Origin of the sequence: Micromonospora sp. LOL_015, assembly GCF_048060275.1 — a bacterium.
GTDB lineage: Bacteria > Actinomycetota > Actinomycetes > Mycobacteriales > Micromonosporaceae > Micromonospora_E.
The window spans coordinates 34,318-51,634 of record NZ_JBHMIO010000008.1 but is presented as its reverse complement, the minus strand read 5'-3'; the positions used below and the strand labels follow the sequence as shown (position 1 = coordinate 51,634).

At 70.3% G+C, this 17,317-nt stretch carries 14 protein-coding genes; 4 read left to right on the top strand and 10 right to left on the bottom strand.

The features are described 5' to 3' along the window. Nucleotides 1-2: 2 nt before the first annotated feature. A complete protein-coding gene (gene pcrA, locus ACFHWU_RS10185; protein ID WP_416551358.1) occupies nt 3-2,447 on the bottom strand; it encodes a DNA helicase PcrA in 2,445 nt (814 codons plus the stop codon). A 339-nt stretch (nt 2,448-2,786) separates the two neighbouring features. On the opposite strand from pcrA, the gene ACFHWU_RS10180 reads away from it, so the two are divergent. Beyond that, the gene (locus tag ACFHWU_RS10180; RefSeq protein WP_278173819.1) at nt 2,787-3,173 is read left to right on the top strand and encodes a chorismate mutase; all 387 of its coding nucleotides are present in this window, start codon (nt 2,787-2,789) and stop codon (nt 3,171-3,173) included. Between the two features lie 88 nt (nt 3,174-3,261). On the opposite strand, the gene ACFHWU_RS10175 is transcribed toward ACFHWU_RS10180, so the two are convergent. From ACFHWU_RS10175 to ACFHWU_RS10145, 7 genes are all read right to left on the bottom strand, one after another. Further along, nucleotides 3,262-4,272, bottom strand: coding sequence for an ABC transporter ATP-binding protein (locus ACFHWU_RS10175; protein WP_416551357.1), 1,011 nt, complete (start codon nt 4,270-4,272; stop codon nt 3,262-3,264). Then, nucleotides 4,265-5,308 carry an ABC transporter ATP-binding protein gene (locus tag ACFHWU_RS10170; RefSeq protein WP_416551356.1) on the bottom strand — a complete coding sequence of 348 codons (1,044 nt, stop codon included), beginning with the start codon at nt 5,306-5,308 and terminating at the stop codon, nt 4,265-4,267. The genes ACFHWU_RS10175 and ACFHWU_RS10170 overlap by 8 nt, the downstream gene beginning before the upstream one ends. Before the next feature lie 8 nt (nt 5,309-5,316). Beyond that, entirely contained in the window at nt 5,317-6,255 is a 939-nt protein-coding gene (locus tag ACFHWU_RS10165; protein WP_416551355.1) for an ABC transporter permease, read from the bottom strand. Between the two features lie 71 nt (nt 6,256-6,326). Further along, nucleotides 6,327-7,337: an ABC transporter permease gene (locus tag ACFHWU_RS10160; protein WP_416590374.1), complete on the bottom strand. Its 1,011-nt coding sequence runs from the start codon at nt 7,335-7,337 to the stop codon at nt 6,327-6,329. A gap of 105 nt (nt 7,338-7,442) precedes the next feature. After that, entirely contained in the window at nt 7,443-9,044 is a 1,602-nt protein-coding gene (locus ACFHWU_RS10155) for a peptide ABC transporter substrate-binding protein (protein ID WP_416590373.1), read from the bottom strand. 457 nt (nt 9,045-9,501) lie between these two features. After that, on the bottom strand, nt 9,502-10,209 hold the full coding sequence (locus ACFHWU_RS10150; RefSeq protein WP_416551352.1) for a LuxR C-terminal-related transcriptional regulator: 708 nt from the start codon (nt 10,207-10,209) through the stop codon (nt 9,502-9,504). Further along, nucleotides 10,202-11,455, bottom strand: coding sequence for a PspC domain-containing protein (locus tag ACFHWU_RS10145; protein WP_416551417.1), 1,254 nt, complete (start codon nt 11,453-11,455; stop codon nt 10,202-10,204). Before ACFHWU_RS10145 ends, ACFHWU_RS10150 begins: the two co-directional genes overlap by 8 nt. A 227-nt stretch (nt 11,456-11,682) precedes the next feature. On the opposite strand from ACFHWU_RS10145, the gene ACFHWU_RS10140 reads away from it, so the two are divergent. The 3 genes from ACFHWU_RS10140 to ACFHWU_RS10130 all read left to right on the top strand — a co-directional run bounded on the left by ACFHWU_RS10140 (nt 11,683) and on the right by ACFHWU_RS10130 (nt 14,973). Then, nucleotides 11,683-13,254, top strand: a complete 1,572-nt coding sequence (locus tag ACFHWU_RS10140; RefSeq protein ID WP_416590372.1) for a PspC domain-containing protein — start codon at nt 11,683-11,685, stop codon at nt 13,252-13,254. Then, on the top strand, nt 13,251-13,643 hold the full coding sequence (locus ACFHWU_RS10135; protein WP_416567432.1) for a hypothetical protein: 393 nt from the start codon (nt 13,251-13,253) through the stop codon (nt 13,641-13,643). The genes ACFHWU_RS10140 and ACFHWU_RS10135 overlap by 4 nt, the downstream gene beginning before the upstream one ends. Nucleotides 13,644-13,719: 76 nt before the next feature. Beyond that, nucleotides 13,720-14,973, top strand: coding sequence for a phosphatidylserine decarboxylase (locus tag ACFHWU_RS10130; RefSeq protein ID WP_416590371.1), 1,254 nt, complete (start codon nt 13,720-13,722; stop codon nt 14,971-14,973). Nucleotides 14,974-14,980: 7 nt separating this feature from the next. On the opposite strand, the gene ACFHWU_RS10125 is transcribed toward ACFHWU_RS10130, so the two are convergent. Together ACFHWU_RS10125 and ACFHWU_RS10120 are read right to left on the bottom strand one after the other, a co-directional pair. Next, a complete protein-coding gene (locus ACFHWU_RS10125; protein ID WP_416590370.1) occupies nt 14,981-16,039 on the bottom strand; it encodes a CDP-alcohol phosphatidyltransferase family protein in 1,059 nt (352 codons plus the stop codon). Nucleotides 16,040-16,288: 249 nt separating this feature from the next. After that, nucleotides 16,289-17,233, bottom strand: a complete 945-nt coding sequence (locus tag ACFHWU_RS10120; protein ID WP_282233585.1) for an NUDIX hydrolase — start codon at nt 17,231-17,233, stop codon at nt 16,289-16,291. Nucleotides 17,234-17,317: the final 84 nt, after the last annotated feature.

The following is a 17,317-nucleotide window of genomic DNA, read 5'->3' as shown; positions in this document are numbered from 1 at the left end:
GGTCAGATCTTCTCGATCGGCGCGTGCCGCAGCACCAGCCACATCGTCTGGTCACCGAAGTCGACCTGGGCCCTGGCTCCCGGCCCGTGCCCCTGCACCGCCAGCACCCGGCCCAGCCCGTACCGCTGGTGGTTGATCCGCTCCCCCACCGTCACCTTGGGCGCGGTGGGCAGCTCGCTGGCGGTGCTCAGCCGGCTCGGATCCACCCCGAGTCGCTGAGCGAGGCGGGCGGCCTTCGGCGTACCGCCGGCGAAGCCGCCGCCGCGCGCGACCGGCGACCGGTCCGCGGCGGCCGACCGCCCGCCGACCCCGCCACCCGTGCCCGACCAGGAGGTGTACGCCGCCTCGGTCCGCTCCCAGCGGACCAGCTCGGCCGGCAACTCGGAGAGGAACCGCGACGGCGGGTTGTACGCCGGCTGCCCCCACGCAGCCCGGGTCACCGACCGGGACAGGAACAGGCGCTGCCGGGCCCGGGTGATCCCCACGTACGCCAGCCGCCGCTCCTCCTCCAGCTCCCCGGTGTCGCCGAGAGCCCGCAGGTGCGGGAAGACGCCGTCCTCCAGGCCGGTCAGGAAGACCACCGGGAACTCCAGGCCCTTGGCGGTGTGCAGGGTCATCAGGGTGACCACACCCTGGTGGTCCGGGTCGTCGTCGGGCACCTGGTCGGCGTCAGCGACCAGCGCGACCTGCTCCAGGAAGCCGGCGACAGTCGCCGGCTCGTCGGACGCCTCGACCCGCTCGGTGTACTCGCGGGCCACGCTGACCAGCTCCTGCAGGTTCTCCACCCGGCCGGCGTCCTGCGGATCCAGGCTCTCCTCCAGCTCGGTCAGGTAACCCGAGCGCAGCAGCACCGACTCCAACGCCTCCTCCGGGGTGGTGGTGGCCAGTTGCTCCCGTACCCCGTCGAGCAGCGCCACGAAGTCGGCGATCGCGTTCGCCGCCCGGGTCGAGATCCCCGGTGCCTCGGTCGCCCGCCGCAGCGCGGCACCGAACGAGATCCGCTCGCGGGCGGCCAGCGCCTCGACGCACGCCTCGGCCCGGTCGCCGATGCCCCGACGCGGCGTGTTGAGCACCCGCCGGATACTCACCGTGTCGTCGGCGTTGACCACCGCCCGCAGATAGGCCAGCGCGTCGCGGACCTCCTTGCGCTCGTAGAAGCGCACCCCGCCGACCACCTTGTACGGCAGGCCGACCCGGATGAACACCTCCTCGAAGACCCGGGACTGGGCGTTGGTGCGGTAGAAGACCGCCACGTCGCCCGGGCGGGCCGCGCCGTCGTCGCACAACCGGTCGATCTGCCGGGCCGCCCAGTCCGCCTCGGCGTGCTCGGTGTCGGCGACGTAGCCGACGATCCGCTCGCCGTCGCCCTGGTCGCTCCACAGGCGCTTCGGCTTGCGACCGGCGTTGTTGGTGATCACCGCGTTGGCGGCGGTCAGGATCGTCTGGGTGGAGCGGTAGTTCTGCTCCAGCAGGATCGTGCGGGCCTGGGCGAAGTCCCGCTCGAACTCCAGGATGTTGCGGATGGTGGCGCCCCGGAAGGCGTAGATGGACTGGTCGGCGTCGCCGACCACGCAGAGCTCCCCCGGCGGTACGTCGTCCGAACCGTCCCCCACCAGCTCCTTGACCAGCTGATACTGCGCGTGGTTGGTGTCCTGGTACTCGTCGACCAGCACATGGCGGAACCGCCGCCGGTAGCTGCCGGCCACGTGCGGGTGGGCCTGCAGCAGGTGCACCGTCGTCATGATCAGGTCGTCGAAGTCGAGCGCGTGCGCCTCGCGCAGCCGGCGCTGGTAGAGCGTGTACGCCTCGGCCAGGGCCCGCTCGTTGGGGCCGGCCGCCCGGTCGGTGAACGTCTCCGGGTCGACCAGCTCGTTCTTCAGGTTCGACACCTGGGTGGCCAGCCCCCGGGCCGGGTAGCGCTTCGGGTCGAGGTCGAGCTCCCGGGCGACCAGTTGCATCAGCCGCCGCGAGTCGTCCGCGTCGTAGATGGAGAACGTCGACTTCAGCCCGGCGTGCCCATGCTCGGCCCGCAGAATCCGCACGCAGGCGGAGTGGAAGGTGGAGACCCACATCATCCGGGCCCGCGGCCCGACCAGGTTGCCGACCCGCTCCTTCAGCTCACCGGCCGCCTTGTTGGTGAAGGTGATCGCCAGGACCTCACCGGGGTGGGTCTGCCGGGCCGCGAGCAGGTAGGCGATCCGGTGGGTGAGCACCTTGGTCTTGCCGGAACCGGCACCGGCCACGATCAGCAGCGGGCCACCGGCGTGGGTGACTGCCTCCCGTTGCGGGCCGTTGAGCCCGGTCAGCAGCGCGGCACCGGCCAAATTTGGCTCAACTGGCCCTCGGCCGGCCACACCGGGCTCGACCGGGGGCGGTCCGGCCGACGGACCGTCCCGATCTGGGGTAGGTGCGGATGGGGCCGCTGGGGTTTCGAAGAGTGGATGCATCGCACGGCGAGTCTATGCCGCACGACCGACAGCCCTGCGCCGCCCGCGCCGCCCGCCAGCCCGGATCGCACGCTCAGGCCCGCCACGCTCAGGCCGTCGGCGCGCTGGGTGTCTTCCCAGAGGATGGCGGATTCTTGCGCTGGCGTCACCGGCCTGGGCATACTCGTAGCGTGATCCGCCAGGCACGATTTTTCGTTAGCTACGGTTCCGGGAGTCCGGCTGCCGTAGGTCGCGCCTGATCATCAGACCTACAAGTGCCCCGGGCTCTCGCGAGAGCCCGGGGCACTTCGCGTTCCGGCTTCCGCGTCCACCGGGGCCGGACAGTCCAGGAGGCAGGACATGGGGACCAACGCCGTTGCGCACACCGCCGACAGCAGCGCGACGCCACCGGCCGGCACCGCCGAGGAGGCGAGCCAACCGGGCGCGACCGGCTCGGCGGGGCGATCCGACGGTCGGCACCAGACCGGGACGGACGCGCCGGAGGCGGCCGATCGCATCCTGGCCATCCGGAACAGGATCAACGAGATCGACGACGCTCTGATCGCGCTCTGGCAGGAACGGGCCGAGCTGTCGAAGCAGGTGGGCGCGGTGCGGATCGCCTCGGGCGGCACCCGGCTGGTGCTCTCCCGGGAACGTGAGATTGTCGACCGCTACCGGTCGGAGCTGGGTGCCGACGGCACCCAGTTGGCGCTGCTGGTGCTGCGGGCAGGCCGCGGCCCGCTGTGAAACACCGGCCGGGACCCACGAAGGCCGGCCGGCCCGCTCCTGCCAGGCGTCGATGTGACGTGAGGCGACGAGCGGGCCGGCGCCGGGACTACTCGGTGACGTGCACGACGTCGCGTACCTCGGCGAAGTGGCAGGCACTAGGGTGCGCCGAAGTCGCCCGTACCGTCAGGGTCGGTTCCTCGGCGGCGCAGATGTCCTGCGCCTTCCAGCAGCGGGTCCGGAACCGGCAGCCCGACGGCGGGTCGGCTGGTGACGGCACGTCGCCTTCCAGCACGATCTGATCCCGCAGGCCGCGTACCGTCGGGTCGGGCAGCGGGACCGCGGAGAGCAACGCCTGGGTGTACGGGTGGGTCGGCCGCTCGTAGATCTCCTCCTCGGTGCCGATCTCCGCGATCTTGCCGAGGTACATCACGCTGACCCGGTGCGCGATGTGCCGCACCACCGACAGGTCGTGGGCGATGAAGATGTACGACAGCCCCAGCTCCTTCTGCAGCTGCTCCAGCAGGTTGATCACCTGAGCCTGGATCGACACGTCCAGCGCGGAGACCGGTTCGTCGCAGAGGATGATCTCCGGGCGCAGCGCCAGCGCCCGGGCGATGCCGATCCGCTGCCGCTGCCCGCCGGAGAACTGGTGCGGGTAGCGGTTGATGTGGTCCGGGTTGAGGCCGACCAGCTCCAACAGCTCCTGGACGCGGCGGCTACGGTCGCTCTTCGGCGCCACGTCCGGATGAATCTCGAACGGCTCACCGATCAGGTCACCGACCGTCATCCGCGGGTTCAGCGAGGTGTACGGATCCTGCATCACCAGCTGGATGTTTCGCCGGGCCCGGCGCATCTCGGTGCCACTGCGGCCGGCGATGTCCGCACCGTGCACCATGATCGAGCCGGACGACGGGGTCTCCAACCCGACCAGCAACTTGGCCAGGGTGGACTTGCCGCACCCGGACTCGCCGACGATGCCGAGCGTCTCGCCCCGGTGCAGCTGGAGGTTGATCCCGTCCACCGCGCGGACCGCGCCGATCTGCCGCTTGAACAGGATGCCCTGAGTCAGCGGGAAGTGCTTGACCAGGTCCTTGGTCTCCAGGACAACGTCACTCATCGCCCTTGACCTCCTTCCAGAAGTGGCAGGCGGAGGTCCGGCTCGGGGCCAGCGCGAACCGGGGCGGCTCCGGGTCGGCCCGGCAGACATCCTGCGCGTACCGGCAGCGCGGGTTGAACGAGCAGCCGGCCGGGATGTTCGTCAACGCGGGCGGCAGGCCCTTGATGACGTTCAGCTCCTGGCCCTTGAGGTCGATCCGGGGGATCGATTCCAGCAGCGCCTTGGTGTACGGGTGGGCCGGCGAGGCGTAGATGTCCCGCACCGGCGCCTCCTCGACGACCCGACCGGCGTACATGACCGAGATCCGGTCGGCGACGTCGGCCACCACCCCCATGTCGTGGGTGATCAGCACCAGGCCCATGTTGCGTTCCCGCTGCAGCTCCGCGAGCAGGGCCATCACCTGGGCCTGGACGGTGACGTCGAGGGCGGTGGTGGGCTCGTCGGCGATCAGCACCTCGGGGTCGAGAGCCAACGCCATGGCGATCATCACCCGCTGGCGCATGCCACCGGAGAACTGGTGCGGGAAGTCGCTGATCCGCTGTTTGGCGGCCGGGATCTTCACCAGGTCGAGCAGTTCGACCGCCCGGGCCCTTCCGTCGGCCCGGGACATCCCCCGGTGCTTGCGGAACAGCTCGGAGAGCTGGAAGCCGACGGTGAACACCGGGTTCAACGCCGACAGCGCGTCCTGGAAGATCATTGCGACCCGGTTGGCCCTGATCTTGCGCCGCTGCGACTCGGGCAGCTTGAGCAGGTCCACGCCCCGGTACTTGATCTCGCCGCCGGTGACGAACCCGGGCGGCGAGTCGATGATGCCCATGATCGCCTGAGCGGTGACGCTCTTGCCGCAGCCGGACTCACCCAGGATGGCCAGGGTCTCGCCGGCCTGCAATGAGAAGCTGACCCCGTTGACCGCGCGGGCGATGCCGTTGCGGGTGCGGAACTCGACCTGCAGGTCGTTGACCTCCAGCGGCGGTGCGCTGGCGTCGAGCCCGGGTAGTGCGTCGATGGTGGCGGTGATGTCTCTGTCTGTCGCCATGGCTCACCTCACCGCAGCTTCGGGTCGAGGGCGTCGCGCAGCGCGTCGCCCATGAGGATGAAGGAGAGCACCGTGCCGACCAGCAGCCCGCACGGGAAGAGCAGCAGCCACGGGTGGTCCAGGAAGTAGACCTGGTGCTGGGAGATCATGATGCCCCAGGACTCCTCCGGTGGCTGCAGGCCGACGCCGAGGTAGGTCAGCGTCGCCTCGGCGGAGACGAACGCACCGAGGGTGATCGTCGCGTAGACGACCATCGGGGCGATCGCGTTCGGCAGGATGTGCCGGAACATCAGCCGGCCGTGCCCGGCCCCCATCGCCTTGGCCGCCTGCACGTAGTCCAGGCCCTTGGAGGACAGCACGCTGCCCCGCATGATCCGGGCGATGGTGGTCCAGCCGAGCACGATCAGGACAGCGGCCAGCGTCCAGACGTTCTGCTGCTTGATCACGGTCAGGAACACGATCGCACCGAGCAGGAACGGCAGCGAGAAGAAGATGTCGGTGATCCGCGAGATGATCGCGTCCACCCAGCCGCCGAAGTAGCCGGCGAGCAGCCCGGCGGTGCCGCCGAGAAGGACGATGCCCAGCGTGGCGAAGATCGCGATCTGCAGCGACGGCCGGGCCCCGTGAATGGCGTGCGAGTAGTAGTCGCAGCCCAGGTTGTTGAACCCGAACGGGTGCTCCCAGCTGGGCGCGATCCGGGTCCGCTGGACGTCACAGGCGCGCGGGTCCTGCCGGGTCCACAGGGTGGGGAAGGCGGCCATCGACGCGACCAGCAGCACGTAGATCGACGCGGCGATGAAGACCGGGTCACGCAGCAGTTGCCGCCGGGCGTCGGCCCACAGGCTGGCGTTGCGTTCGGTGGTGGCCGGAGCCGGAGCTGGGTCGGGTGGCGGTGGTGCCACCTCGGTGCCGCCGGCGGGGGCCGTGGGATGGGTCGGGTCACTCATGGTGGCACCTCGCTACGCTCGGTCCGCCGTGGATCAACACGGCACCGGGCCGGATGTTCGGTCCATTGCGATCACTCATAGCGGATCCTCGGGTCGAGGACCGCGTAAAGCAGGTCCACCAGCAGGTTCACCAGCAGGAAGACCATGACCAGCATGGTCACCACGCCGATCGCCACCGAGGCTTCACCGGAGGTGGCGGCCTGGGCTACCAACGATCCGATACCGCGTACGTTGAAGATCCGCTCGGTGACCACCGCGCCGCCCATCAGCGAGCCGATGTCGACACCGAGGTACGTGATCACCGGGATCAGCGAGTTGCGCAGCGTGTGCACGCCGATGACCCGCCGGTTCGCCAGACCCTTGGCCTTGGCGGTACGCACGTAGTCGGCCCGGATGTTCTCCATGATGCTGGTCCGGGTGAGCCGGGCGGTGGTGGCCAGGGAGACCGCGCCGAGCACCATGCCGGGGATGACCAGGCTGGCGGTCGGGTAGTCGGCGATGAACCCGGCGCCGAAGACGCCACGGGAGATCACTTCCGGTATCCAGTCCTGCCCGCGCAGGACGTTGCCGAACTCGACGCCGACGTACTGGCGGACCACGACGCCGAGGACGAAGATCGGCACGGAGATGATGAAGACTGTGGAGATCTTCACCAGGTAGTCCCAGAAGCTGCCGTTACGCAGGCCAGCCAGGACGCCGGCGAAGATGCCGATGACCGCCTCGAAGACGATGGCGATGAGCACCAGCTTGAGGGTGTGCGGCAGGGCCCGGGAGACCAGTTCGGTGACCGGCTCCTGCTGCAGGTTGATGCCGAAGTCGAAGCGCAGGAAGATGTCCTGCAGGCGGTCGAGGAACAGACCGAAGCACGGGTTGCCCGGCTGCTCCAGGCAGGGGTCGCCGAAGCCGAGCTTCTCGGTCATGGCGGCGAGCTGCGCTTCGGTCGGCCTGCGGTCGCCGAAGATCGCCCGGACCGGGTTGCCGCTGAACTGGATGCCCAGCGACGTGACGTAGTGCAGTAGGAACATGGTGCCCAGCACGGTGGGGATGAACTGGAGCAACCGTCGGATGACGTAGCGCCCCATCTGGGGGGTCTCCTCTCGGCGCTAAACGTGGCGGCAACAGGCCCCCTCGTGGGAGTTCCCGTTGCCGCCACGTCGCGTTACGACTTGATCAGTCAGACTCGCAGGTCAGGAGTTCTTCAGAGTGATCTTGCCGTACTCAGCGTCCGAGATCTTGTTCCAGTGGAACTCGTCCACGTTCTCGCCGTACAGCGCGGCGATCTTGCTGAACCACATCGGGATGACCGGCATGTCCTCGACGATGAGGTCCTCGGCCTGGTTGTAGAACGGGATGGCCGCCTCGAGGTCCGCCGCGGCGTCGCCCTGGGCAATCAGCGCGTCGAAGTCGGGGTTGTTGTAGCCCGAGCTGTTGCTGTCCGAACCGGAGCCGTAGAGCGGGTAGAGGTAGGTCTCGACCACCGGGTAGTCCGGGCCCCAGCCGAGCCGGAACGGGCCGGTGAACTTCTTGTCGTCGGCGGTCGCCAGGTACTCGGGGAACTGCAGGTTGACCTTCAGTTCGTAGTCGATGCCCAGCGCGGCCTTCAGCTGGTCGCCGACCGCCTGCAGCCACTGCTCGTGACCGGCACCGGCGTTGGCCCACAGCACCAGCGGCTCGCCGTCCCAGCCGCCGGCCTCTTCCAGCAGCTCCTTGGCCCGGTCGACGTCCTGGGTGCAGTACTCGCAGACACCCGGGCGGTAGCCGTCGAAGGTCGGTGCCACGACGCCCTCGGCGGGGGTGAACCGGCCGTCGAAGACGGCGTCGATGATGCCCTGCCGGTCGATGGCGAGCGAGAAGGCCTGCCGGACCCGCTTGTCGGCGAAGCGGTCGTCGTAGGTCGGGAAGCCGACATAGGTGAAGCTGTCGCCGGGGGCCTCGTACATCCGGTCGCCGTACTGCTGCTTGGCCTCCTGGTACCGCGCCGGCGGGATGGTGTACATCACGTCCAGCTCACCGGACTGGAAGGCGGCGTAGCCGGCGTCCACATCGGCGTAGATCTTGTAGTCCAGGACGTCGGCCGCGCCCTTGTCCTCACCGGCCCAGGTCTCGCTGCGCGCCAGCTGGATCCGCTGGTCGTGCTCCCAGCTGCCCTCGATCTGGTACGGACCGTTGCCGATCGGGGTCTCGTTGCAGGCGTCGGTGTCCGCGAGGCAGGCCTCGGCCATCGGGAAGAACCCGGAGTAGCCGACGATCGCCGGGAAGCCGGCGAACGGCTCCTTCAGCTCGACGGTGAAGGTCAGCTCGTCGACCTTCTGCAGGCCGGAGAGCTCCTCGGCCGCCGGCTCCTCGCCGCTGACCTCGTCGATGCCGACGATGCGCTTCATGAAGTACGCGTTGTTCTGGGCGTTGGGCCCGTACGCCGTGTAGTTCCACGCCCGGATGAAGGCGTCGGCGTTGACCGGCTCACCGTTGTCGAAGGTGTGGCCGTCCTTGAGCGTGACGGTCCAGGTCTTGTTGTCCTCGGACTCGATCGACTCGGCGAGGTCGTTCTCCGGCTCACCGGTCTCGGCGTTGTACTTGACCAGACCGCGGTAGAGCTGGCGGATGACCAGGATGGACGGCTCGTCGTCACCAGCGGACGGCAGCAGGAACGCCGGCTCCGAGGCATAGATGCGAAGCGTACCGCCGGAGTTGTTGTTCTCCGTGGTGTCTTCGCCGTCGCTACTGCAAGCGGTGGCGAACAGAGCGATGGCGGTCGCTGCGACCGCCATCTTTAGGGTTTTCCCACGCATGGGAGAGCCTCCTCAGGGCGCTCACGGGGGGGTGTGAGGTGACTGACACTGTGACACCAGGTAGCCCGTTGCGTGAAGGTGCCGTTATCAAGGTGATACGCGGACGGGACGGCCCCGATACTCCAGTCAAGATCACTCAACCGTCGCTCGGAACCGCCCTGACCTGGGCATCTAACCACTGTACAACCCTTGTTACCGCAGAGTAGAAACGCCCTCGTGTGACCTTCCCCGCGACCCCTCCATCACGTTCGGATGTCAAGTCAATACGATTAGCCACCACTTGTCCGAGGTGCCCGGATGCCGGATTGGCGGCAATTGCCGGCTCGTAACCTCAGGATTACCATCAGTCCGCAGCAGACCCACCGCGAGGCCACAACCAGGCCCGCCTTGATTGACTCCGAATGGGTCGCCAACCAGGTTCCCACCATCCGGGAGATAGAGCAAGTCCGCTGGTCGGTCAGATGAGCCGCCGGTCCGCCGCCCATCTGGACAGTTCGTACCGGTTCGACATCTGCAGCTTGCGCAGCACGTTGGAGACGTGGGTCTCGACCGTCTTGATCGAGATGAACAGCTCCTTGGCGATCTCCTTGTAGGCGTAGCCCCGGGCGAGCAACCGCAGCACCTCCCGCTCCCGGTTGGTCAGCTGGTCCAGCTCCGGATCCACCACCGGCGCGTCCGACCGGGAGGCGAACGCGTCCAGCACGAACCCGGCCAGTCGGGGGCTGAACACCGCGTCCCCGTCGGCCACCCGTTGGATCGCCGCCGCCAGATCGTCCGGTGAGATCGTCTTCGTCACGTACCCACGGGCGCCCGCCCGGATCAGCCCGATCACGTCCTCCGCCGCATCCGAGACGCTCAGCGCCAGGAACCGCACCGACGGCCGCGCCACGCCGGAGCCCCGCAGCACCGCGTCCAGCACCGCCCGTCCCCCACCATCAGGCATGTGTACGTCGAGCAGCACCACGTCCGGGCCGACCGCGGCGATCCCGCTGACCGCCTCGGCCACCGTGCTCGCCTCGCCCACCACATCCACGTGGGCACCGAGTTCGGCGCGGACCCCGGTGCGAAACATCGCATGGTCGTCGACCAGGAAGACCCGCAACCGCCGTCCGTCCGGCTGCCCCGGTGCCCCACCCGCCGCCGGCTGGCCGGTCGGCTCACTCATGTCTGCCATCCTCTCCAGGTTGCCGGCTCTCCGGCCCGACCGGCAGCGTCAGCCGGACCTCGGTGCCCGACCCCGGCGTACTGATGATCTCGGCTCGACCGCCGTGCCGGCGCATCCGGCCGACGATCGAGCCGCGCACCCCGTGCCGGTGCTCCCCCACCCGGGCCGGGTCGAAGCCCGCGCCCCGGTCCCGGACGAAGACGCTGAGCTGCTCCGGCTCCACCTCCGCGTACAGCGACACGGTCTGCACCCCGGCGTGCCGCGCCGCGTTGACCAGCGCCTCCCGGGTCGCCGCCACCAACGCTCCGACCCGCTCGTCGGTGCCCCGGTCACCCACCACGACCGCCTCGACGGACAATCCGAAAGTGTCCTCCACCTCGGCCGCGACCTGCTCCAACGCCGCCGCGAACCGCTCGGTCGGCGAGGCCGTCGGCTTGTAAAGCCAGTTCCGCAGAGTCCGCTCCTGGCCCCGGGCCAGCCGCTGCACGGTCTTCGGGTCACCGGCGTTGCGCTGGATCAGTGCCAGGGTGTGCAGCACCTGGTCGTGGATCATCGCGGCGAGCTCGGCCCGCTCCTGCTCCCGGACCCGGCCCTCCCGCTCGGCGCGCAACTGGTTGAACGTCCGCCACAGCACCGGGGCGGTGACCACCCCGACGCCGGCGAGACCGACCAGGGCGAAGATGACGCCGTTGACGACAGCGGCGAAGTCGCCCCGGGGCGAATACACCGCGGCCACCCCGATCACGCCGACCGCCACCAGCAGCCCGCCGCCGATGAACCGCAGCAGGAAGGCCCGGCGGTCACTCTCGTCGACCACCGCACCCAGCCACGGCACCTGCGGCAGGGTCTCCCGCCAGGCGCGCCGCCGTTCCGGTGCCGACTGGTGCCAGATAATCCCGGTCCCGACCGCGATGACCGCCACCAGCCAGCCGGCGGTGGCACTCACCCCGCTGGACTCGAAGACCAGCACCTGGATCAGGATGATACCGAGGCCGATCGCCACGAACGGCAGTAGTTCGCCCAGGTCGCGACGCTTCGGCGGTCCGGCGGTCGCTGGTGGCACCACCGCCCAGAACGCCGCGTAGAGCAGCACGCCGAGTCCGCTGAACCCGATCAGTACGACGAACGCCACCCGTACGCCGACCACCGGCAGTCGCAGGTGGTGGGCGATCCCGGCGGCGACTCCGGCGACCACCCGCTGCTCGCGACTGCGATACAGACGTGGCGGCTCGATCGCGGTAGTGATCGCTGCCTCCTCGGCGGATGGGACGTGGACGATCTGACGGCCGATCCGGCCGGCGCCCGGTGGCGGTGAGTTCGGCCGGCGAGTTCGGCCGGTGGATTCGATCGTCACACGGCGACGACCCGCGCGACCACGGGGACGTCCCGGACAACCACCGTCTGGAAAGTCAGGGTGGCGTCAGGGTCGATTCCCGAGGCGGGTCGGACAGCCGGGCACGGAGGATCACAAGTATGACCGACGACCCGACCAAGCCAGGTGGACCGGCTCAGCCCCCCGACCCAGCGAACAGACCGGCTCAGCAACCCGGCCCGGCGGACGAGTCGGCACAGCAACCCGGCCCGGCGGACGAGTCGGTACAGCAGCCCGGCACAGCGGGCGAGTCGGCCGACGGGACCGCGTCGGCCCCGCCGACGGACGCCCCCGGGTACAGCTGGCCGCCACCGCCACCACAGGCCGAGGCCCTCGCCTCGCGGTACGGATTGATCAGGCCGCGTCAGGGCCGGTACCTGGCCGGGGTGTGCGGGGCTATCGGCCGGGCCACGAACACCGACCCGGTCCTGTGGCGGGTGCTGCTGGCGGTGCTCGGCTTCTTCGGCGGCATCGGCATCCTGGTGTACCTGGTGGTGTGGCTGGCCACCCCGAGTGAGGGGGACAGCACCTCGCCGGTGGAAGGGCTGCTGGGCCGGGGCCGGTCGAGCACCTCACCGGTCGTCGTACTGGTGATCGGCATCCTCGCCGCTGTCATGTTCGGCTTCATCGTCACCGACGGGTTCCGGGCCGTCCTGCTCGGCTCGGCGGTGCTGATCGGCGGCGCGTTGCTGCTCAACCGCAGCTTCCGGGAGAACGGCCCGCGACCGGCCGGACCCCCGGCGCCGGCACCGCCGGGATACGGCCCACCACCACCGCACGGGTACGGCCCACCACCGCCACCCGCGCCGGTAGCGGGAGCAGCTGGAGCAGCCGTACCGGTCGCCGTCGGGCAGCTGGCCCAGCCGCGGCCGGACGACCCGCCGACCCGCCCGCTGCCGGTGTACCCGCCGGTTGGTCCGCCGCCACCGGCCGGGGGCTACCGGGCCCCGTTCGCGCCCTACGGCCCGTACGCCGGTCGTAGCGGGCCACCAGGGCAGTTCCCCCCACCGCCTCCGGTTCCGCCGTACCCAGTGCCACCACCGCCAGCGGCCGCACCACGGCCCCGCAAGGAACGGTCCCGGCTGGGCACCATCACCTTTTCGATGATCTTCGTGGTGCTCGGGCTGGTCGCCGCGCTCGACCTGACCGACCTGGCGCCTACGCCACCCTCGGCCTACTTCGCGGCGGTACTCGCCACGATCGCGGTCGGGCTGCTGGTCGGGGCCTGGATCGGCCGGGCCCGCTGGCTCATCGCGCTGGGTCTGACGGCTGCCGCAGCGGTCGGTGTCTCCAGCCTCGTCGAGTCGGCCAAGGAGGCCACGTCGGAGCCGGTGGTGTGGAAACCGGCATCCTACGGCCAGGTGGATTCGCGGTACGCGGCGACATTCGGCGACGCCGTACTGGACCTGCGCAACGTGGACTTCACCGACCGGCAGAAGAACCTAACCGTCTCGCTGTCGTTCGGCAAACTCCGCGTCTACCTGCCGGACGAGGTCGACGTCCGGACCGAGACCGACATGAACGCCGGCAACGCGTCCGTGCTCGGCCACCGCTGGGACGGCTTCGAGCAGGGCAGCCGCGTCGTGGAGGACCTCGGATCGGACGGCACCGGCGGCGGCCGGCTCACCCTGCGGATCGAAATCAACGCTGGCGACTTGGAGGTCATCCGATGAAACGGCATCGCACCGACGGCGTCTCCCTCACCTTCGGGCTGATCTTCCTCCTGATCGCCGGCTGGTGGTTGATCGCCCAGTCAGTCAACGTACCGCTGCCTCGAGTCGGCTGGATCGTCGCCGGCGGGCTGATCCTGATCGGCGTACTCGGGTTGGTCGGTGCTCTGCGGTCCGGCCGCCGCGAACCTCCCGCTGGCACCGCTGGCCAGGACAACGGGCCGGCGGACGTTGACGAGCACAGCGCCGGACCGGCGGACGCCCACGCCCGGACGCCCGTCACCGCCGCGCCCGGCGAGCCCGCGCCCGACGAGCCCGCGCCCGACGAGCCGACGTCCGATTCCCCGACGGCCGCCGAGCCGGCCACCCGGCCCAGCGGGTCGGGTGGTTGACGGCCCGCTGCAGCCCACCGGTGGTGCACCTATGCTGGGTCCGCGTCCCACCATTGCCGCGAGGAGCCCGTCCGCCATGTCCGATACCCCCGTACCAGTCGCTTCCGTGCTTCGCACCCGCGTCGACATCGGCGAGCGCGCCGCCCGGGCGCTGACCGCCGAACTCGCCCGGGACAACGTGGCGAAGCACGTCCTGCTGGTCGGGGTGGTTCCGGGAGCGAGGGTGGTCGACGCCGCCATCGACGCACTGCTGCCCGGCGACACGATGACCGTGGTGCCGGGCAGCGTCGACCAGACGGCACAACTGCGGGCGGAGATCGCCGGTCACGGCCCGTGGGTCGACGAACGGGTCCGGGTAATCGAGACGGTGTCGGCCGCCGACCCGGCCGATCTGCTGATCGTCGGAGCCGTCCTCACCGGAAGTGGTGAACAGGCCCGCACGATGATCGACGGCTACGGCAAGTACCTCGCCGAAGGCGCCGTACTGTCCGTGGCCGCCGCGGCGCTGCCGGGCGGCACCTCCGGTGCGGCCGCCGAGTTGGATCGGCAGGCGGCGCTCTTCGGCGTCGGCAGCGACCTGGTGCTGCGCAACGTCCCGCCGCTGCGGGTGCACCGGCTGCGATTCACCCCGGCACCGGTCGACCGGGCCGCCAAGCTGGGGCCGGCGTTCCGGACCAGCAGCGTTCCGCTGACCCGGGGGATGCACATCGACTCCAGCGGCGTGGCCGCCGCCGGGATCGCCCTCGGGCTGGCCGCCGCGACCCGGCTGGCCCGGCCGAAGAGCCGGCTCTGGCTGCTGCCGGCGTTGGCCGCCGGTCCGGTCGCCGCGTTCTTCCGCGACCCGCAACGCGACGTACCGGAGGACCCGGCCGCCGTGGTCGCGGCGAGCGACGGCCGGGTGCTGTCGGTGGAACGGGTGCACGACGAACGGCTCGGTGCCACCGGGTTCCTACGGATCGCGGTCTTCCTCTCGGTGCTCGACGTGCACGTCAACCGCAGTCCGGTCGCCGGCCGGGTGGTCGACCACTTCGTCACCGACGGAGGTTTCGCCGCCGCGATGCAGCCGGCCGCCGAGCACAACGTCGCCGCGTACACGGTGCTGGAGACCCCCCGTGGGCGGGTGATCGTTGCGCAGCGTACTGGGATGGTGGCCCGACGGATCGTGCACCGCGCCCCGGTTGGCAGCCTGCTCGCCAAGGGTGAGCGGTTCGGGCTGATCAGGTTCGGTTCACGCACCGACGTCTACCTGCCGGCGGACGCCGCCGAGGCGCTGGTCGGGCCGGGTGACCGGGTGGCCGGTGGCAGCTCGGTGATCGCCCGCTGGCGCTGACCCTGGGTCAGGTGGCCCGCCGCTGGTGCAGCCAGAGCAACGGCCCGCTCACCAGGTAGGCGAGCACGGTCAGGCCGAAGGTCAGCCGCGCGTCGATCAACGCGCCGACCACCGGCACGACCCACAGCCACGGCGGCAGCTTGATCAGCCGGGCCAGCTTCGCGTACGGGAAACTGGAGACCATCGCGAAGGCCAGCAGCGCCACGACCGCCAACTGCGCACCGCCGGGGATCGGGACGTCGATCAGCACGCCGAGACCGAGGACGGCGGCGGCCAGTGTGGTCGGTACGCCGGTGAAGAACCGGCCGTCGCACGGCGACACGTTGAACCGGGCCAGCCGGATCGCTGCGCAGCCGGCGACCAGGGCGCAGGCGACCGCCGCGGCGGTGGTGGACACCGAGCCGGCCAGCGAGGCGTAGACGACGACCGGGGCGGCCAGCCCGAACGAGCACATGTCGGCGAGTGAGTCCATCTGCGCGCCGAACGGGCTCGCCACCCCAAACCGGCGGGCCAGCGCCCCGTCGAGTCCGTCGAAGACCACGCAGGCGATCAGGCAGGCCGCAGCCGTGCGGACATCGCCTTCCATGGCCAGAAAGATGGCGGTGAGGCCGAGCGTGAGGCTGGCCAGCGTGGTCGAGTTGACCAGCACGAATCCGGCCCGCCGGGCCGCTGTCGGGGTGCCGGGCAGCAGCGGTACGGGAGCCGGCCGCAGCCCGCTGGGCCGGCTGACCGCCGTGGCGGTGTGGTCGGCGGGGGTGATCGGGTGGTCCTCGACGCCGGTTGCAGGTGCCGGACCGACCGGACCGACCGCCGGGCTGAGCGGAGCGATCGTGGCGATCTCGGCCGCCGTCAGCGGGTCGACCCGGTATCGTCCGACGGAGTCCGCCGACCGCCGGCCGAACCGGAGCCGGTCGCGGCCGCTTCGGCCGACCCGCACCAGCAGGACCTGGCGGGCCAGACTGCCACTACGACGAAGCGGACCGGTCCATCCCCGGCCCGCCCATCGACGTCCTGCCGGCCGGGGACTATCAGTCGTGCGCCGCCGCCGCCACGGGGCTCTCGCCACGGATCCCTCCATCATCGGTCGGTCGTCCCGCGCAACTTGCGCCGGACGCCCGATTATGCGGCCTACACCATTGCACAGCCGACGCGGGATGGCGAGAGATCAGTCTGAGTTATGCCGGTTCGTCCGGGCCAAACCGGTCACCTACTCACTGCGATACGCTAGCTCAAGCAAGCAGTGCTAGCTGGAGCCAGCACGACCACGCCTTCCCGGCGGCGCCGCCGAGCGTCGGAGGCACCGCCGGGGTCAGGGTCAGACCAGCCGGGCGGCTCCGACCGCCTCGGCGGTCACCTCGGTCAGCTCCGATCGGATGGCTGCCAGATCCGTCCGGGCGAACCAGCGGGCCTCCGAGGTCGACCCACCGATGTCAGTGACGATCGGCAGGGACGGGCGGTCCACCTCAACCTGGTAGAAAGCGCGCACCCCGTGCCAGTCGATCGGGTAACCCTCCGGACCGAGCGAAGCCGCGTCCCGGTGGCTGGCCACGCCGAGCAGCCGGACCAGCCGGCCACGCTGGCCGGTCTCCTCGACCAGCTCGCGGATCAGCGCCGTGCCGGGCTGCTCGCCGTAGTCGGTGCCACCGCCGGGCAGATGCCACCGACCGGCACCCGGGTAGCCGGGCGCGATCCGGGTCAGCAGGACCCGCCGGGCCGGGTCGGTGGCGACCGCGTACGCCGCGAACCGTTGCGCCCGGTGCAGCCCGTCCGGCCCCGGTACGGCGTAGAACGACGGGAAGTCGGGAGCGGTGTCCGGCCGCAGGTCGATCGTCTCCGGCGGCAGGCCGAGAGCGCTGGCGGTGAACGGACGCAGCGGCAACTGTTTCGCCTCGTCCAGACTGCACCACCGGGCGAGGTCGGTGGGCTGGTTGATCCGGTGGCAGATCTGTCCGCCACGGATCGACGCGTCGTAGATCAACCGGTCGGTGTGCAGGGTGATGCCGCGCCGGGGAAGGGAGCGCATGTCGGCGAGGACGTCCCGCAACCCGGTGACCGCGACCGAAATGCCAGTTTCCGCGGCGGTCTCCCGGACGACGGTGTGGTTGGGATCCTCCCCGTGGTCCACTGCTCCTCCCGGCAGCGACCACACCCCGGGTGTACCGGAGCGCGGAGAGGCGCGGACCAGCAGAACCCGGTCCTCCGAATCGGCACAGACAGCGTATGCCGCGATCCTGCGAAGCGGCTCTAGGGCGGGAGTCACGAGTCAGAATTCTGCCCGCAAGTGGCCAGTCGGCGCGGACGACTGTCAGATTGGCGACAGTATTCTAGGTAACTGCTTGACTAC

Excerpts from the sequence above, each read along its gene's own strand:
- ACFHWU_RS10130 (WP_416590371.1), top strand. The coding sequence starts at position 13,720 with ATGTCCGATACCCCCGTACCAGTCGCTTCCGTGCTTCGCACCCGCGTC.
- ACFHWU_RS10175 (WP_416551357.1), bottom strand. The coding sequence starts at position 4,272 with ATGAGTGACGTTGTCCTGGAGACCAAGGACCTGGTCAAGCACTTCCCG.
- ACFHWU_RS10160 (WP_416590374.1), bottom strand. The coding sequence starts at position 7,337 with ATGGGGCGCTACGTCATCCGACGGTTGCTCCAGTTCATCCCCACCGTG.
- ACFHWU_RS10135 (WP_416567432.1), top strand. The coding sequence starts at position 13,251 with ATGAAACGGCATCGCACCGACGGCGTCTCCCTCACCTTCGGGCTGATC.
- ACFHWU_RS10150 (WP_416551352.1), bottom strand. The coding sequence starts at position 10,209 with ATGAGTGAGCCGACCGGCCAGCCGGCGGCGGGTGGGGCACCGGGGCAG.
- pcrA (WP_416551358.1), bottom strand. The coding sequence starts at position 2,447 with ATGCATCCACTCTTCGAAACCCCAGCGGCCCCATCCGCACCTACCCCA.
- ACFHWU_RS10155 (WP_416590373.1), bottom strand. The coding sequence starts at position 9,044 with ATGCGTGGGAAAACCCTAAAGATGGCGGTCGCAGCGACCGCCATCGCT.
- ACFHWU_RS10140 (WP_416590372.1), top strand. The coding sequence starts at position 11,683 with ATGACCGACGACCCGACCAAGCCAGGTGGACCGGCTCAGCCCCCCGAC.
- ACFHWU_RS10165 (WP_416551355.1), bottom strand. The coding sequence starts at position 6,255 with ATGAGTGACCCGACCCATCCCACGGCCCCCGCCGGCGGCACCGAGGTG.
- ACFHWU_RS10180 (WP_278173819.1), top strand. The coding sequence starts at position 2,787 with ATGGGGACCAACGCCGTTGCGCACACCGCCGACAGCAGCGCGACGCCA.
- ACFHWU_RS10170 (WP_416551356.1), bottom strand. The coding sequence starts at position 5,308 with ATGGCGACAGACAGAGACATCACCGCCACCATCGACGCACTACCCGGG.